14 protein-coding genes are annotated in these 15602 nt (G+C 72.6%); 7 read left to right on the top strand and 7 right to left on the bottom strand.

All coding sequences use genetic code 11. From position 1 onward, the window contains the following. Positions 1-8 precede the first annotated feature (8 nt). Entirely contained in the window at positions 9-416 is a 408-nt protein-coding gene (locus tag J4709_RS40150) for an ASCH domain-containing protein (protein ID WP_208249684.1), read from the bottom strand. A gap of 4 nt (positions 417-420) precedes the next feature. Beyond that, a complete protein-coding gene (locus tag J4709_RS40155) occupies positions 421-1020 on the bottom strand; it encodes a DUF1707 SHOCT-like domain-containing protein (protein ID WP_307801977.1) in 600 nt (199 codons plus the stop codon). An 83-nt stretch (positions 1021-1103) separates the two neighbouring features. Between J4709_RS40155 and J4709_RS40160 the strand changes: the two genes are divergently transcribed. The 3 genes from J4709_RS40160 (at position 1104) to J4709_RS40170 (ending at position 4178) form a co-directional block, all read left to right on the top strand. Beyond that, positions 1104-2057, top strand: coding sequence for an ABC transporter ATP-binding protein (locus J4709_RS40160; RefSeq protein ID WP_208249686.1), 954 nt, complete (start codon positions 1104-1106; stop codon positions 2055-2057). Further along, the gene (locus J4709_RS40165) at positions 2054-2851 is read left to right on the top strand and encodes an ABC transporter permease (protein ID WP_208249688.1); all 798 of its coding nucleotides are present in this window, start codon (positions 2054-2056) and stop codon (positions 2849-2851) included. Before J4709_RS40160 ends, J4709_RS40165 begins: the two co-directional genes overlap by 4 nt. Positions 2852-2948: 97 nt before the next feature. Continuing rightward, positions 2949-4178 carry an MFS transporter gene (locus tag J4709_RS40170; protein ID WP_208249689.1) on the top strand — a complete coding sequence of 410 codons (1230 nt, stop codon included), beginning with the start codon at positions 2949-2951 and terminating at the stop codon, positions 4176-4178. A 317-nt stretch (positions 4179-4495) separates the two neighbouring features. Here J4709_RS40170 and J4709_RS40175 read toward each other — a convergent pair whose 3' ends face one another. Further along, entirely contained in the window at positions 4496-4729 is a 234-nt protein-coding gene (locus tag J4709_RS40175) for a hypothetical protein (protein WP_208249698.1), read from the bottom strand. A gap of 29 nt (positions 4730-4758) precedes the next feature. Continuing rightward, positions 4759-6198 carry a MocR-like pyridoxine biosynthesis transcription factor PdxR gene (pdxR, locus tag J4709_RS40180; RefSeq protein WP_208249700.1) on the bottom strand — a complete coding sequence of 480 codons (1440 nt, stop codon included), beginning with the start codon at positions 6196-6198 and terminating at the stop codon, positions 4759-4761. 113 nt (positions 6199-6311) lie between these two features. On the opposite strand from pdxR, the gene J4709_RS40185 reads away from it, so the two are divergent. Next, on the top strand, positions 6312-7235 hold the full coding sequence (locus J4709_RS40185; RefSeq protein WP_208249702.1) for a DMT family transporter: 924 nt from the start codon (positions 6312-6314) through the stop codon (positions 7233-7235). Between the two features lies 1 nt (position 7236). Continuing rightward, the gene (locus J4709_RS40190) at positions 7237-8889 is read left to right on the top strand and encodes a fumarate hydratase (RefSeq protein WP_208249704.1); all 1653 of its coding nucleotides are present in this window, start codon (positions 7237-7239) and stop codon (positions 8887-8889) included. Between the two features lie 161 nt (positions 8890-9050). Here J4709_RS40190 and J4709_RS40195 read toward each other — a convergent pair whose 3' ends face one another. Further along, complete coding sequence (locus J4709_RS40195) at positions 9051-9635, bottom strand: recombinase family protein (RefSeq protein WP_208249706.1); 585 nt, start codon at positions 9633-9635, stop codon at positions 9051-9053. 101 nt (positions 9636-9736) lie between these two features. Between J4709_RS40195 and J4709_RS40200 the strand changes: the two genes are divergently transcribed. Both J4709_RS40200 and J4709_RS40205 read left to right on the top strand, forming a co-directional pair. Continuing rightward, the gene (locus tag J4709_RS40200) at positions 9737-11011 is read left to right on the top strand and encodes a serine/threonine-protein kinase (protein ID WP_208249708.1); all 1275 of its coding nucleotides are present in this window, start codon (positions 9737-9739) and stop codon (positions 11009-11011) included. 112 nt (positions 11012-11123) lie between these two features. Continuing rightward, entirely contained in the window at positions 11124-12524 is a 1401-nt protein-coding gene (locus J4709_RS40205) for a class II fumarate hydratase (protein WP_208249710.1), read from the top strand. A gap of 157 nt (positions 12525-12681) precedes the next feature. Here J4709_RS40205 and J4709_RS40210 read toward each other — a convergent pair whose 3' ends face one another. Together J4709_RS40210 and phoH2 are read right to left on the bottom strand one after the other, a co-directional pair. Next, positions 12682-13584, bottom strand: a complete 903-nt coding sequence (locus J4709_RS40210) for an aggregation-promoting factor C-terminal-like domain-containing protein (protein ID WP_208249712.1) — start codon at positions 13582-13584, stop codon at positions 12682-12684. A 631-nt stretch (positions 13585-14215) separates the two neighbouring features. Beyond that, positions 14216-15580: an RNA 5'-3' helicase PhoH2 gene (gene phoH2, locus J4709_RS40215; RefSeq protein WP_372442217.1), complete on the bottom strand. Its 1365-nt coding sequence runs from the start codon at positions 15578-15580 to the stop codon at positions 14216-14218. Between the last annotated feature and the right edge of the window lie 22 nt (positions 15581-15602).

The raw sequence follows: 15602 nt of genomic DNA on the forward strand, positions 1-15602 counted from the left end.
GGCGCTCGTCAGGGGGCCAGGCGGCGGAAGTGCTGGGCCACGACGAGCGTGCCGTCGGTGATCTCGGGCGTGTGCCCGAGGAACTCCGCGACGCCCTCGCTCCGGAAGAAGCGCTCGTGGTCGGCGCGCCATTCGGCGGCGCCGGCGTAGCCCCGGCCCTCGGCGCGGGCGTAGGCGTCGTCGATCTCCTCGATCGGGACGACGCGGACCTCGGTGAGCTCGATCGTCGCGGCGGGACGGCCGTCGGAATCGAGGACGGCGAACCGGTCGCCCGGTGCGGGGACCGGTTCGCCGGCCTTCTCGTGGATCTCGAGGAGGCCGGTGAAGGCCGTCTTCTCGCCGCTCAGGATCGCGGCCACGCCGCGGTCGCGTTCGGGGCCGGGGAAGGCGAGTTCGAGGGGCGGAAGATCGTCCATGGGCCTAGCGTCGCAGGCGGCCCTTGACGCGCTGGCGGAGGGTCCGCTTCGGCGCCCTGGCCTTCACCGAGCCGAAAATGAGGGTGCCGGCGATCTCGATCGTCGGGCCCTCGGCGGCGGGACGGGTACGGACCTCTCGGGTGCTGAGGAGGGTGCGTCCGGTGACGTCCACCCGGACGCCCTCGGGGACCAGGAGGCGGACCCGCCCGGCGAGGACCATCGAGTCCAGCACGATGTGGCGGCGCTGCAGGACGGCCTCGCGCAGGTCGAGTTCGACGGTGCCGAAGAGGGCGAGCACAGGCAGCTTCACCGGGACGACCCAGCGGCCGTCGCGGCGGACGCGGCCGAAGAACACCGAGACCGGACGGTCGTCGACGAGGATCGGCTGGGCCTCCTCGGGGCTGAGGTCGACGGTGAGGCCGGTGAGCTCGCCGAGGGTGCGCGCGGCGTAGACGCGGGTGGTGCGGTCGGCGTGCTCCTCCATGGTGAGCCGGCCGTCCGCGAGGGCCTCGCCGAGCACCGCCGCGACGCGCTCCCGATCGGCGTCGGAGGCGCGCAGGTCGCTCACGCGGGTCGCCTGTCCGGGGCGGCGGGGGATGTCCACACCAAGAGGTTACTGGGCGCGCGGCGGGGGACCCCGAGAAAAATGGATGGGTTTCGCCGGGCCCCGGTACCTAGGGTGACGGCATGACGGTGCAACGTGCGCAGCTCGCGGCCGAGGAGGGGGAGGCCGGGGCGGCGGCGATCAGCCTGCGCGGCGTGGTCAAGCGGTTCGGGACGTTCACCGCGGTCGACGGGCTGGACCTGGAGGTCCCCTCGGGGAGCTGCCTGGGGCTGCTCGGGCCGAACGGCGCGGGGAAGTCGACGACGATGAAGATGCTGACCGCGCAGGCGCTGGCGGACGAGGGCAGCATCCGGGTGCTGGGGTTCGAGGTCCCCGCGCAGTCCAAGCGCGCGCGGGCGGCGATGGGGGTCGTCCCGCAGCAGGACAACCTCGACGAGGAGCTGACCGCCCGCGAGAACCTGGAGGTGTTCGCGCACCTGTACCGGGTGCCGCGGCGGGAGCGGCGCAAGGCCGTGGACGACGCGCTGGCGCTCGCGCACCTCACCGAGCGGCAGCTCACCAAGGTCGACGACCTGTCGGGCGGCATGCGCCGGCGCCTCCTGATCGCGCGCGGGCTGGTGCACCGGCCGGCGCTCGTCCTGCTGGACGAGCCGACGGTGGGCCTCGACCCGCAGGTCCGGGCGGAGCTGTGGGGGCTGATCGACGGGCTGCGGTCGCGCGGGACGACGGTGCTGATGTCGACGCACTACATCGAGGAGGCCGAGCGGCTGGCGGACGAGTGCGCGCTGATGTCGCACGGCAAGGTCATCGCGCGCGGGTCGCCCGCGGAGCTGGTCGCCGAGCACGCGGGCGAGCGGGTCGTGGAGCACTACGGGCCGCCCGGCCGGCTGACGGAGGTCGAGCGGGTCGCGCGGGCGGCGGGCCTGCCGACGCGCCGGACGGGCCCGTCGGTGTCGGTGCTGAAGGCGGAGACGATCCCGCCGTCCGTGGACGACGAGCTGGGGCCGGACGGCGTGCGCCGCGCCGCCAACCTGGAGGACGTGTTCGTGGTGCTGACCGGGGAGCGGGTCGAATGACCGTCGAGGCGGGGCGGGCGCCGCGGCTGCGGCGCTTCGAGATGGCGCCGGTGAAGGGCATCTGGCGGCACGAGCTGGCGCTGTACAAGCGGTACTGGATGACGCAGTCGTTCGCGTCGATGGTGGAGCCGACGTTCTACCTGCTGGCGTTCGGCTACGGGTTCGGGTCGATGGTCGCGGCGATCGGGCACTACCGGTACCTGGACTTCGTCGCGACGGGCGTGGTCGGGACGGCGGCGCTGTTCACGTCGGTGTTCCCGGGGATGTTCAACTCCTACATCCGGCGGGCGTTCCAGCACACCTACGACGCGTTCCTGGCGGCGCCGGTGGACGTGCACGAGCTGGTGACGGCGGAGGCACTGTGGATCGCGGCGAAGTCGTCGCTGTACTCGTGCACGCCGCTCGTGGTGGCGCTGTTCTTCGGGCTCGACCCGTCCTTCGGGATGCTGCTGGTGCCGTTCATGGTGTTCTTCCTGGCGCTCGGGTTCGGGCTGTTCGGGATGTGGACTTCGTCGGTGGTGCCGTCGATCAACTCGTTCGACTACGTGATCACCGGGGTGGTGACGCCGCTGTTCCTCGTCGCGGGGACGTTCTTCCCGGTGGACGCGCTGCCGGACTGGGCGCGGTACGCGGCGCGGGTGAACCCGCTGTACCACTGCGTGGAGCTGGTGCGCCACGCGGTGTTCGGGCTGCGCCCGCTCGCCGACCTCGGCCATCTGGGGGCGCTGGTGGCGTTCGCGGGCCTGATGTGGATACTGGCGGTCCGGGGCATGCGGCGGCGGCTGATCGACTGATCGGGACGTCTTCCTGGATGATTGACCGGGCGCGTACCCTGTCTCTACGCTGACGCGAATCTTATTCACATTTCGCCAGGCAGAGAGGTCGGCCCGCATGAGCGAGGGCATCACCGAGCGGGACCGCGGCGCGCGGCTGTCCGCCTACGCCGCTTTCGCGGTCCAGGGACTGTGCTTCGCCTCTCTGGTGACGCAGGTGCCGCAGATCCAGAAGACGCACCACCTCAGCGACGGCACGCTCTCGCTCGTCCTGCTGATGGTGCCGCTGATCGCCGGCGTCGGCAGCGTCGTGTCCGGCGCCCTGTTCAAGCGGCTCGGCAGCGGGCTCGTCCTGCGGTTCGCGCAGCCCGCCGTCGCCGTCACCATCGTGCTGATCGGCGCCACCGGCGACAACGACATCGCCCTCTACGGCGCCGTCGCACTGTTCGGCCTCTTCGTCGGCGCGGTGGACGCCTCCATGAACGCGCAGGCCATCGCCGTGGAACGCCGGTACGGCGTCAGCCTGATCACCGGCTTCTACGCGGTGTGGTCCGTCGCCGGGATCCTCGGCGGCCTGTGGGCGTCCGCGACCAACAAGATGGACCTGTCCCTCCTCGTCGGCTTCGCGATCGCCGCCGCGATCGGCATCGTCGTGTCCCTCGCCACCGGCCTGCGGCTCTACCGCCGCGCGGAGGAGGGCGACGGGCCGTCCGCCGAGGAGCTGAAGGCCGCCGAGCGCAGCGTCCCGTGGCGCCCGATCCTGATCGTCGGCGCCGCGATGGCCGTCGCCTACCTCGCCGACTCCGCGATCTCCAGCTACGGCGCCAAGTACCTGGACGACGAGCTGTCGGCCAGTGCCTGGGTCGCCCCGCTCGGCTACGTCGCCTACCAGATCACGATGGTGATCAGCCGCGCCGTCGCCGACCTCGCGGTGCGCCGCTCCGGCCCGGTGCAGGTCGTCCGGCTCGGCGGCCTCGTGGGCATCATCGGCATGGTCGGCGTCGTCGCCGCGCCGAACGCCGCCGTCGCGATCGCCGCGTTCGCCGTCGCCGGCCTCGGCCTCAGCGTGATCGCGCCGGTCTCCTTCTCCGCCGCCGGCCGCGTCGACCCGACCGGCCTCGGCGTCGCCGTCGCGCGCGTGAACATCTTCAACTACGTCGGCTTCGTCCTCGGCGCCGCCGTCGTCGGCGCGATCGCGCCGGTCAGCCACTCCCACGGCCTGCGCCTGGCGTTCATCGTCCCGGCCGTGCTCATCGTGGTCGTCTTCATCACCGCGAAGGGCTTCGACCCGAAGCCCGTCGAAGGCGCCGACCCCAACGCCCCCGCCATGGAACGCCCCCTAGCCTGACCCCCACCCCCAACGGCCCCGAGCCTGAGCCCGCCGGCTCGAACCCCAACCCCGGGCGGTCCGAACCCCAGCCCGGCTTGAAGCTCAGCCCGGCGGCTTGAAGCCCAGCGGCTTGAAGCCCAGCGGTTTGAGGCTCAGCCCGGCGGCTTGAAGCTCAGCCACCATCACGGGCAGGCACGCGGAGCGAGCCCTGGCGAGCGCAGCGGGCCTGCCCGACGACGGACGAGGCGTTTCACGCGGAGCGCCAGCGGAGCGTGAAACGCCTCGTCCGTCGCAACGGGGGTTCCAGGGGGTCGCCCCCCTGGGCTAACACAGGGTTACACAGCTTCTTCCAGCGCGGTGACGGCCTTCTCGCCTTCGGTCTGGGCCTGCTCCGGTGTCAGGTCCTGGAGCGCCCGGCTCAGCGCCACCTCGGCGGCGTCGGCGGCGGCGCGCAGGGTGACGGCGTGCTCCTGGGCGCGTTCGAGGTCGCCCAGGCCGACGCAGTCGAAGGCCACTTGCGCGTCGTGACCGGCCATCTTCAGCTGCCGCGCGGCCTCTTCCAGACTCATCCATACCTCCTACACCGGGGATCGTGGTCCTACCCTTCCCTCCCTCTGGTAACCGCTTTGCCGAGCAGCTGCGCCGCCTTGACCAGGTGACTTTCGGCAATCCGGGCATAACCCAGCACGAGGGCGGGGGGTGCGCCGTCCGCCCGCTCCTTCGACCACATGTCGCGGGCGCCTGCGGCGGACACCCCGGACCGTGCGGCTCGCGCGAGGACGGTGTCCTCGTCGGCTCCGGGAGGGAGTTCCACATAGAGGTGGATGCCCGCTGAGACGCCGCGAACCGTCGCGCCGGGCAGGTTCTCGGCGAGCGCCGCGGCGAGGGCGTCGCGGCGGGACCGGTAGCGGCGCCGCATGGTGCGCAGATGGCGGTCGTAGCCGCCGCCGCGGATGAACTCGGCGAGGGCGTACTGCTCGATGACGGGCGCGCCGAGGTCGGTGTGGCCGCGGTGCTCGCGCAGCCGCGTGGCGAGGGCGGCGGGGGCGACGGCCCAGCCGAGGCGGAGGGCGGGGGCGAGGGACTTGCTGACGGAGCCGAGCAGCACGACGCGGTCGGGGTCGACGCCCTGGAGGCAGCCGACGGGCTCGCGGTCGTAGCGGAACTCGGCGTCGTAGTCGTCCTCGAGGATCAGGCCGTCGACGTCGCGGGCCCAGGCGATCAGCTGGGCGCGGCGGGACGCGGAGAGCACGACGCCGGTCGGGTACTGGTGCGCGGGCGTGACGAGCACCGCGCGCGCGCCGGTCCGGGCGAGGGCGGCGACGTCCACGCCGTCGCCGTCCACGGGGATGCGGACGATCCGCATCCCGGTCGATTCCAGCATCGGGAGCTGCCGGACGCTGGTGGGGTCCTCGACGGCGAGGACGCGGTGGCCGTCGGCGAGGAGCACCCGGACCAGCGCGGACAGCCCGTGCGCCACCCCGTTCATGATCACCACGCGGCCGGGGTCGGCGACGGCGGCGCGGACGCGGCCGAGGTAGCCGGCGAGCTCGGTGCGCAGCGGCCGCACGCCGCCGGGGTCGGGGTAGGTCAGCTCGTCGCTCGGGAGGGTGCGCAGCGCGGCGCGGGTGGCGGCGATCCAGCGTTCGCGGGGGAACGCGGACAGGTCGGGCTGGCTGGGCCACAGGTCGTAGGGCACGCCGGGGTCGGGCGGGATGTCGCAGGACGGGAGCGCGGCGGGGTCGTGGGCGGGGGCCGGGGCGGGGGGCGCGGGGGCGGGGTCGTCGGGGCGGGCGAGGGGGGCGATGCGGGTGCCGTCGCCGCGCCGGGCGATGAGGAACCCTTCGGCGGTCAGCTGCTCGTAGGCGGCCACGACGACGCCGCGGGACACCTCGAGGTCGCGGGCGAGGTCGCGGCTGGACGGCAGCCGGGTGCCCGCGGTCAGCCGCCCGGCCCGCACCGCCGCGCGGAAGCCCGCGGCGATCTGCGCGGCGAGCCGTCCCGCGCCGCGGTCGAGGGGGAGATGGAGGTCGGTCACATGTCTCTCAGCGCCGATCGGGCGTTCATGCGTCACTTGCCCGGGATTGGTCCATGATCGAAGGAGGGCATTGGCTCTGCCTTCCGGACCAAGCGGCTCGTAGCGTTCGGGTCATGAAGCTGATCTCGACCCTGCCCGGCGGGGGCGGCGCGGCCGCCGCCGGCGCCGCGATGTTCCTCGTCGGCACGCTGACCGCGGTGTCCGCGACGATCTCGGACTACCCCGTCTTCGGCGGCCAGGCCGTCCGGTACACGGTGGCCGCGCTGATCCTGCTGGCCGTGGTCCGGTGGCGGGGCGGCCCGGCGCGGCGTCCGACGGTGCGGGAGTGGGCGCTGCTGGCGGCGCTGGCGGGGACGGGCCTGGTCGCGTTCAACGTGTGCATCGTCGCGGCGACCCGGGACACCAGCCCGGCGACGATCGGCACGGTGATCGCGACGGTGCCCATCGTGCTGGCGCTGGTCGGGCCGCTGCTGGAGGGCCGCCGGCCCGCGCCGGCGGTGGTCGTGTCGGCGTGCGTGGTCGCGGCCGGGGCGGCGCTGGCCAACGGGCTCGGCGGCGGCAGCGTGCGGGGGCTGCTGCTGTCGCTGGGCGCGCTCGGCGGCGAGGTGTGCTTCTCGCTGCTGGCCGTGCCGCTGCTGCCGACGCTCGGCCCGGTGCGGGTCTCGGCGTACTCGGCCGCGATCGCCGCGCCGATGCTGCTGGCCGTCGGGCTGGTCACCGACGGGGCGTCCGTGCTGCGGATGCCGACCGGCGCCGAGTTCGCGGGGCTGACGTACCTGTCGGTGATCGTGACGGTGGTCGCGTTCCTGCTCTGGTACGGGGCACTCGGCCGGCTCGGCGCGGACCGGGCGGGGCTGTTCGCCGGGGTGATCCCGGTCAGCGCGGTCGTCACGACGGTGGTGCTCGGACTCGGACGGCCCGGGCCGGCGGACCTCGCGGGAGCGGCACTGGTGGCGCTGGGGGTCGTCCTCGGGCTGCGGCGCCGGGTCGTACCCTGTGAGGCGGCCCCCATCGGAATCGCGCGAGGATCTGCCTGAGATGCCTGAGTTCTCCTACACCGACCTGCTGCCGCTCGGCCCCGACGAGACCGACTACCGGCTGCTGACCTCCGACGGCGTGTCCACGTTCGAGGCGAACGGGCGGACGTTCCTGCAGGTCGAGCCGGAGGCCCTCCGACTGCTCACCGAGACCGCGATGCGCGACATCGCGCACCTGCTGCGGCCCGCGCACCTGGCGCAGCTGCGCCGGATCCTCGACGACCCGGAGGCGTCCCCGAACGACCGGTTCGTCGCGCTGGACCTGCTGAAGAACGCGGGCATCGCGTCCGGCGGCGTCCTGCCGATGTGCCAGGACACCGGCACCGCGATCGTGATGGGCAAGCGCGGCCAGCACGTCCTGACGGACGGCGGCGACGAGGAGCACATCTCGCGCGGCGTGTACGACGCGTACACCAAGCTGAACCTGCGCTACTCGCAGATGGCGCCGCTGTCGATGTGGGACGAGAAGAACACCGGCAGCAACCTGCCCGCGCAGGTCGAGCTGTACGCGGCGCCGGGCGACGCCTACAAGTTCCTGTTCATGGCCAAGGGCGGCGGCAGCGCGAACAAGTCGTTCCTGTACCAGGAGACCAAGGCCGTCCTGAACCCGAGGCGGATGATGTCCTTCCTGGAGGAGAAGATCCGCTCGCTCGGTACGGCCGCGTGCCCGCCGTACCACCTGGCGATCGTGGTGGGCGGGACGTCCGCCGAGTACGCGCTGAAGACGGCCAAGTACGCCTCGGCGCACTACCTGGACACGATGCCGACCGAGGGTTCGCCGCTGGGCAACGGGTTCCGCGACCTGGAGCTGGAGCTGCAGGTGTTCGAGCTGACGCAGAAGCTCGGCATCGGCGCGCAGTTCGGCGGCAAGTACTTCTGCCACGACGTGCGGGTGATCCGGCTGCCGCGGCACGGCGCGTCCTGCCCGGTGGCGATCGCGGTGTCGTGCAGCGCGGACCGGCAGGCCCTCGCCAAGATCACCGCGGAGGGCGTGTTCCTGGAGCGGCTGGAGACCGACCCGGCGCAGTACCTGCCCGAGACCACCGACGAGCACCTGGACGATCAGGTGGTGCAGATCGACCTGAACCGTCCGATGGCGGAGATCCGGGCCGAGCTGACCAAGTACCCGGTGAAGACGCGGCTGTCGCTGACCGGCCCGCTGGTGGTGGCGCGCGACATCGCGCACGCCAAGATCAAGGAGCGGCTGGACGCGGGCGAGCCGATGCCGCAGTACCTGCGCGACCACGCCGTCTACTACGCGGGCCCGGCGAAGACGCCGGAGGGCTACGCGTCGGGCTCGTTCGGGCCGACGACCGCGGGCCGGATGGACTCCTACGTCGAGCAGTTCCAGGCGGCGGGCGGCTCCATGGTCATGCTGGCGAAGGGCAACCGGTCCAAGCAGGTCACCGACGCCTGCAAGGAGCACGGCGGCTTCTACCTCGGCTCGATCGGCGGCCCGGCGGCGCGGCTCGCGCAGGACTGCATCAAGAAGGTCGAGGTCCTGGAGTACCCGGAGCTCGGCATGGAGGCCGTCTGGAAGATCGAGGTCGAGGACTTCCCGGCGTTCATCGTCGTGGACGACAAGGGCGGCGACTTCTTCGACATGGGGGCCGGGCAGGTGACCCTCATGCCGACCGTGCCGCCACGAAGGTGACGGAGCCCGGTCGACGGCCGGAGTCGCCGCAGGATTCAGAGCCGTTCCAGGTCCGTCGGCGCCCTGGAGTCCTCACCCGCGGACTCCAGGGCGCGGTCCAGCGGTCGTCTCCTGCCCGATCGCCTCAGCGATCGGGACATCTCTCAAATGATCAGGAACGTTCACGTCGATGATGACCGGCGGTTCGGCGCAACGTCCGCCTTGGAGGCCCGAACGACCTGCGTTCGTCCAGGTCCTTCTCTGCCCAGAGTTCTCGAAAAGTCCGACCGGTTCCGATCAGTTCCACGTCCGGCGAACCGGTAGCCGAACGGTTCGACCCCTCCAAACCAGGCACCCTCCTCGCGAAGCCTGCGCGAAGCGTCCAGGGACCGCGCCTGGATGGTGTCGAGCTCTCCCTCGGCGAAGGCGGCGATGATCCGGGCGAACATCTTCCCCATGGGGGTGGAGAGGTCAAGGGACTCGGAGGTCGAGACGACGACTTTCTCCCGCTCGTTGCACCAGTCGACGAGTTCGGCGAAGTGGCGGGAACGGCGGGTCAACCGATCGAGCCTCCAAACGTAGAGCACGTCGAACTCGTCGGCCCGGCGGGTCAACCACTTGCCCAGTTCAGGTCGCTTGAAGGGACTGACGCCCCCCGACACGTCCAGATCCTCCGCCCAGCCGACGATCGTGCCCATGACGGCCGGTCCGATGCTCCAGTGCTCGATGTGCTCCCGCTGACGCTGCGGCGAGCGAGGAGTCGACATGCGGGGTGTTCAGGGGCGGCAGGTCACATATTGGGACTAAATCCCATCTGGTCCAGACGTCTCCCCGATGACCGCGCGGCCACTCCGGTATCTTTTCCGCCATGTCTCAGTCAGAGCGCCTCGTGCTGGCGACGCGCTACCGGCTGGTCTCGGAAATAGGTCAGGGCGCCAACGGCACCGTCTGGCGGGGCCATGACGAGCTCCTCGATCGCGCGGTGGCGATCAAGGAGCTGCGGCTCCCCGAGGACCTTTCCCAGGACGACCGGGTGGTCTTCTTCCGCCGTACGCTGCGGGAGGCGCGCGCGCCCGCACAGCTGCGCACCCACTCGATCGTCGAGGTCTACGACGTCGTCACCGAGCAGGGACGGCCGTGGATCGTGATGGAGATGATCGAGGCGCCGAACCTCGAGCAGCTCATCGAGCGCGACGGCCCGCTGCCGCCCGAGCGCGTCGCGCACATCGGCCGCCGGCTGCTGGACGCCCTGAACACCGCGCACAAGGCCGGGATCGTGCACCGCGACCTGAAGCCGAGCAACGTGCTGCTGGACGGCGACCGGGTCGTGCTCACCGACTTCGGGCTGGCGTTCTCCTCGGGCTCGGCGAGCCTGACCAAGACCGGGCACTTCATGGGCTCCCCCGCCTACGTCGCCCCGGAGGTCGCCGCGGGCGAGAAGGCCACCCCCCGCTCCGACCTGTGGTCGCTCGGCGCGACCCTGTACGCCGCGCTGGAGGGCCGCCCGCCGTTCGAGCGCGACAACGTGATGGCGACGCTGAGCGCGCTGGCGAACGAGTCGACGCCGCCGCCGCAGAACGCGGGCGCGCTCGGCCCGGTGATCACCGGGCTGCTGGAGAAGAACCCGACGCGGCGGCTCAGCCACGCGCGCGCGGTGGACCGGCTGGAGCGCGCCATGGCCGGGCCGCGCGCCGCGCGCCGGCAGGCGACCCCCCGCTACCGGATGATGGCGGTGATCGCGCTGATCGGCGCGACCGTGGCGTCCTGCGGGATCGGCGCGACGGCGCTGATCGTCGGGATGATGCGGGAGAGCCCGGGGCCGTCCCCGACCTCGCATGCCTCGGTACCGGCCGGCCGGCCCGGCGAGGCCGCCCCGCCGGCCGGTGTCGCGAGCAGCACGCTGGTCGTGCGGGCCCGCACCGGCTCCTGCAAGATCTTCGTGTCGGTGCCCGGCACCGCGATGCGGGTGCTGAGCGACGAGACGCTCGCCCGAGGCGAGGCGCGCCAGTACGGCGAGGCCCACATCAACGCCGTGATCTACGACGCGTCCGCCTGCGACGTGTGGGTGAACGGCCAGGAGAAGCCGCTGGGCAAGGCCGGTGAGCGCGTCAGCTACACGGTGACGAAGGGCTCCGGGGGCTGACCGGAGCCGGTCCCGCGCGGGAATGCGCGGGCGCCCCGCGCCGCTGCCTTGAAGGACGGCGGTGACGATTGCGCGGGGGCTCCTCGGGGACGTCCCCCATGGAGGTGGCTTCATGTCGGAGCAGGAATTCCGGGTCGAGCACGACTCCATGGGCGAGGTCCGGGTGCCGGCGGCGGCGAAGTGGCGGGCGCAGACGCAGCGGGCCGTCGAGAACTTCCCGATCTCGGGCCGCGGGCTGGAGCCGGCGCACATCGCCGCGCTGGGGCAGGTGAAGGCGGCGGCCGCGGCGGTCAACGCGGAGCTGGGCGTGCTGGACAAGGACCTCGCCGAGGCGATCGGGGAGGCGGCCCGCGAGGTCGCGGACGGCAGGTGGAACGACCAGTTCCCCATCGACGTGTTCCAGACCGGGTCGGGGACGTCGTCGAACATGAACGCCAACGAGGTCGTGGCGACGCTGGCGCAGGAGCGGCTCGGCAAGCTGGTCCATCCGAACGACCATGTGAACGCCTCCCAGTCGTCCAATGACGTGTTCCCGTCGTCCATCCACATCGCGGCGACCGGCGCGGTGGTGAACGAGCTGATCCCGGCGCTGCGGCACCTGCGCGACGCGCTGGCCCGCAAGGCGGAGGAGTTCGCGACGGTCGTGAAGTCGGGCCGCACGCATCTGATGGACGCGACGCCGGTGACGCTCGGGCAGGAGTTCGGCGGGTTCGCGGCGCAGGTCGGGCATGGTGTGGAGCGGCTGGAGGCGGTGCTGCCGCGGCTGGCGGAGCTGCCGCTCGGCGGCACGGCGGTCGGCACCGGGATCAACACGCCGGAGGGGTTCGCCGCGCGCGTCATCGCGGAGATCGCGCGGGCCACCGGGCTGCCGCTGACCGAGGCGCGCGACCACTTCGAGGCGCAGGGCGCGCGGGACGGGCTGGTCGAGGCGAGCGGCGCGCTGCGCACCGTCGCGGTCAGCCTCAACAAGATCGCCAACGATCTGCGCTGGATGGGGTCGGGGCCGCGCGCCGGGCTCGCCGAGATCCGGCTGCCGGACCTGCAGCCCGGCTCGTCGATCATGCCGGGCAAGGTGAACCCGGTGATCCCCGAGGCGGTGACGCAGGTGGCGGCGCAGGTCATCGGGAACGACGCGGCGATCGCGTTCGGCGGCGCGGCGGGCAGCTTCGAGCTGAACGTGATGCTGCCGATGCTGGCCCGCAACGTGCTGGAGTCGATCAAGCTGCTGGCGAACGTGTCGCGGCTGCTCGCGGACCGCTGCGTGGACGGGATCGAGGCGGACGTGGACCGGCTGCGCGAGTACGCCGAGTCGTCCCCGTCGATCGTGACGCCGCTGAACCGCTATATCGGCTACGAGGAGGCGGCGAAGGTCGCCAAGCAGGCCCTCAAGGAGCGCAGGACGATCCGCGACGTCGTGATCGAGCGCGGCTATGTGGCGGACGGGAAGCTCACCGAGGAGCAGCTGGACGCGGCGCTGGACGTCCTCGGCATGACGAACGCGTCCCGCGGCTGAGGGCTCAGCGCCTCCTGGAGCCCTTCGGCGCGCGCGCGGCGGCACAAGCAAAGGCGCGGCGGATTAGGCCGTGAGACGGCGTCGTGGCGGCGCGGAGACGGAAAGAGGGGCCGGCCCACCGGGCCCGCCCCTCCTTCGTGCGCTCTAGTGCGTCGGCCTAGTACCAGCCGCTGGACTGCGAGTGCGCCCATGCACCGCAGGGCGTGCTGTAGCGGTCCTTGATGTAGCCGAGGCCCCACTTGATCTGGGTGGTGGCGCTGTTCTGCCAGTCGGACCCCGCGCTCGCCATCTTCGAGCCGGGCAGCGCCTGCGGGATCCCGTACGCGCCGGACGGGTTGGCCGCGTGGGTGTTCCAGTGGCTCTCCCTGTTCCACAGGTTCACCAGGCAGCCGAACTGGCCGGAGCCGCTCATGCCGTAGCTCGGCAGCAGCTTCTTGGCGATCTGCTGCGCCTCGCCCGCGGGCACCGGGTCGCCGGACGGGCCGCCGCTGCTCCCGCCGCCGGAGTCCTTCTTCTTCGTCGGCGTCGGGGTGGGGATCGGCTTGCCCTTGGCCTGCAGCTTCGGGCCCTTGGACGGGTCCTGACGGGTCGCACGGGAGGCGCGCTCGTAGGCCTCCTTGCGGCGCATCTGCTCCATGACCATGGGGTCGACCTTGGGTGCTGCGGCGGCGTCGGCCACCCGCTTCGGCTGGACGGTCTTGGTGCCGCCGTCACCGGACCCGCCGGTCATCGCGAACGCGGCGCCACCGCCGCCGAGCACGACCAGCGCGCCCGCGGCGACCGCGGCGATCTTCAGGCCGTTGCCGCCGGAGCGGCGGGCCGAGCCGCGCGAGGAGCGGGAGCCGCCGAGCCGGCGCGGGCCGCCGGGGCGGTGGCCGGAGCCGGCGCCGGCCGCGGCGCCGAAGGCGATCTCGTCGCGGTGCTCGCCGGCGTCCTGGCCGGCGGGGCCGGGCGCGCCCATGGCGAAGGCGCCGGTCGCGCCGGCCGGGGACTCGCCCTGCTCGACGGGCTGGAAGCCGAGGGTGTCGCCGGCGGGGGCCGCACCCGCGGCGGGCCGCACTCCGGCGACCTTGACGTCGGCGTCACCGGGCGCGGCCGGAAGGGGCTCGGCGGCACCGGTCAGGGGGGTCTCGGCGGCGGCCGGGGCCGCGTGCGACCACGGCTCCTCGGGGGCAAAGCTCTGTCGTTCGTCTCGCCTAGGGGACCCGGGACGGTCTCCGAACAAGGCGGTCCTTCCGACGGTCGCACGCGCATGGGCACGCGGGCGAGCTGCTTCCACCCCGGCCCGGCGGCGCGTCCGGCCTGCGGACGGCTCCGGGCCCCGAGCGGCCCGCGCCCGCGCGCTGTCACAGGGGGTGCGTGGCGGGCTGTGCCGCTCTGGGGGTGCTTACGAGGACACACAATGCCCGAGTCCGCGCCCTGCTCCGCAACCGAAACGAGATGAATGCTGCGCGTGGTGCGCTTGTCAACTCCCCGTTCGCCACCCCGAAAACGGGAGGAGACCTGCGGTTCTTCCGAGCCGCGGAGGTTCGTGTGACCTTCATCACACATCTACGATCCGGCGTTTAATGATCACTTTCCGTGGCGGAATCCGCGGCCTGCGGATTCCGCCGCGCGGCGCGCGGACGCCCCGCCGGCCCGCCCTCGCGGAGGGGCCGGCGGGGCGCCCGGTGCGTCCCGTCCCGCGGCCGTCAGGCCCCGACGTCGCCCAGCATGTCCGTCACCAGCGCCGCGATCGGCGACCGCTCCGAGCGCGTCAGCGTGACGTGCGCGAACAGCGGATGGCCCTTCAGCTTCTCCACCACCGCCGCGACGCCGTCGTGCCGGCCGACCCGCAGGTTGTCGCGCTGCGCCACGTCGTGCGTCAGCACCACCCGCGAGCCCGCGCCGATCCGCGACAGCACGGTCAGCAGCACGCCGCGCTCCAGCGACTGCGCCTCGTCCACGATCACGAACGAGTCGTGCAGCGAACGGCCCCGGATGTGCGTGAGCGGCAGGACCTCCAACATGTCACGCTCCACGACCTCGTCCATGACCTCCTGGGTCGTCACCGCCGAGAGCGTGTCGAAGACGGCCTGCGCCCACGGCGACATCTTCTCGTTCTCCGAGCCGGGCAGGTAGCCGAGCTCCTGGCCGCCGACCGCGTACAGCGGCCGGAACACCACGACCTTGCGGTGCCGCCGCCGCTCCATCACCGCCTCCAGGCCCGCGCACAGCGCGAGCGCCGACTTGCCCGTGCCGGCCCGGCCGCCGAGCGAGACGATCCCGACGTCGTCGTCCATCAGCAGGTCCAGGGCGATGCGCTGCTCGGCGGACCGGCCACGCAGCCCGAACACCTCCCGGTCGCCCTTCACGAGCTTCACCGACTTGTCCGGCAGCGTCCGGCCGAGCGCCGAACCGCGCTCCGACAGCAGCCGCAGGCCCGTGTGGCACGGCAGATCCCGCGCCTCCTCCAGGTCCGCGCCGCCCGTCTCGTACAGCTCCTCGACGAGCCCGGACGGCACCTCCAGCTCCCGCATCCCGGTCCAGCCGGACTCCACCACGGCGAGCTCGGCCCGGTACTCCTCGGCGGCGAGCCCGACCGCGGACGCCTTCACCCGCATCGGCAGGTCCTTGGAGACCAGCACCACGTCGCGTCCCTCGCGGGCCAGCCACGCCGCCACCGACAGGATGCGGGTGTCGTTGTCGCCGAGCCGGAAGCCGTCCGGCAGCACGCTCGGGTCGGAGTGGTTCAGCTCGACCCGCAACGTCCCGCCCTGGTCGCCGAGCGGCCCCTGCACCGACACGGCCTCGTCCAGCCGGCCGTGCTCCAGCCGCAGGTCGTCCAGGGTGCGCAGGGCCTGCCGGGCGAAGTAGCCGAGCTCCGGGTGGTGGCGCTTTCCCTCGAGCTCGGAGATGACGACGATGGGGAGCACGACCTCGTGCTCGGCGAACCGGGTCATCGCCCCCGGGTCGGCGAGCAGGACACTGGTGTCGAGGACGTACGTGCGCCGGTCCGGAACGGGCGTTCCGGCGGGGATCCCGGACTCGGGACGGCGCGGGGAGGTTGTGGCCACTCGATCTCCCTGACTATGGGGG

The sequence above is a fragment of the Actinomadura violacea genome (assembly GCF_017573465.1).
In the GTDB taxonomy this organism is placed as follows: Bacteria; Actinomycetota; Actinomycetes; order Streptosporangiales; family Streptosporangiaceae; genus Spirillospora; species Spirillospora violacea.

Excerpts from the sequence above, each read along its gene's own strand:
- J4709_RS40185 (WP_208249702.1), top strand. The coding sequence starts at position 6,312 with ATGAAGCTGATCTCGACCCTGCCCGGCGGGGGCGGCGCGGCCGCCGCC.
- J4709_RS40170 (WP_208249689.1), top strand. The coding sequence starts at position 2,949 with ATGAGCGAGGGCATCACCGAGCGGGACCGCGGCGCGCGGCTGTCCGCC.
- J4709_RS40195 (WP_208249706.1), bottom strand. The coding sequence starts at position 9,635 with ATGTCGACTCCTCGCTCGCCGCAGCGTCAGCGGGAGCACATCGAGCAC.
- J4709_RS40175 (WP_208249698.1), bottom strand. The coding sequence starts at position 4,729 with ATGAGTCTGGAAGAGGCCGCGCGGCAGCTGAAGATGGCCGGTCACGAC.
- J4709_RS40165 (WP_208249688.1), top strand. The coding sequence starts at position 2,054 with ATGACCGTCGAGGCGGGGCGGGCGCCGCGGCTGCGGCGCTTCGAGATG.
- J4709_RS40190 (WP_208249704.1), top strand. The coding sequence starts at position 7,237 with ATGCCTGAGTTCTCCTACACCGACCTGCTGCCGCTCGGCCCCGACGAG.
- J4709_RS40205 (WP_208249710.1), top strand. The coding sequence starts at position 11,124 with ATGTCGGAGCAGGAATTCCGGGTCGAGCACGACTCCATGGGCGAGGTC.
- J4709_RS40160 (WP_208249686.1), top strand. The coding sequence starts at position 1,104 with ATGACGGTGCAACGTGCGCAGCTCGCGGCCGAGGAGGGGGAGGCCGGG.
- J4709_RS40150 (WP_208249684.1), bottom strand. The coding sequence starts at position 416 with ATGGACGATCTTCCGCCCCTCGAACTCGCCTTCCCCGGCCCCGAACGC.
- J4709_RS40200 (WP_208249708.1), top strand. The coding sequence starts at position 9,737 with ATGTCTCAGTCAGAGCGCCTCGTGCTGGCGACGCGCTACCGGCTGGTC.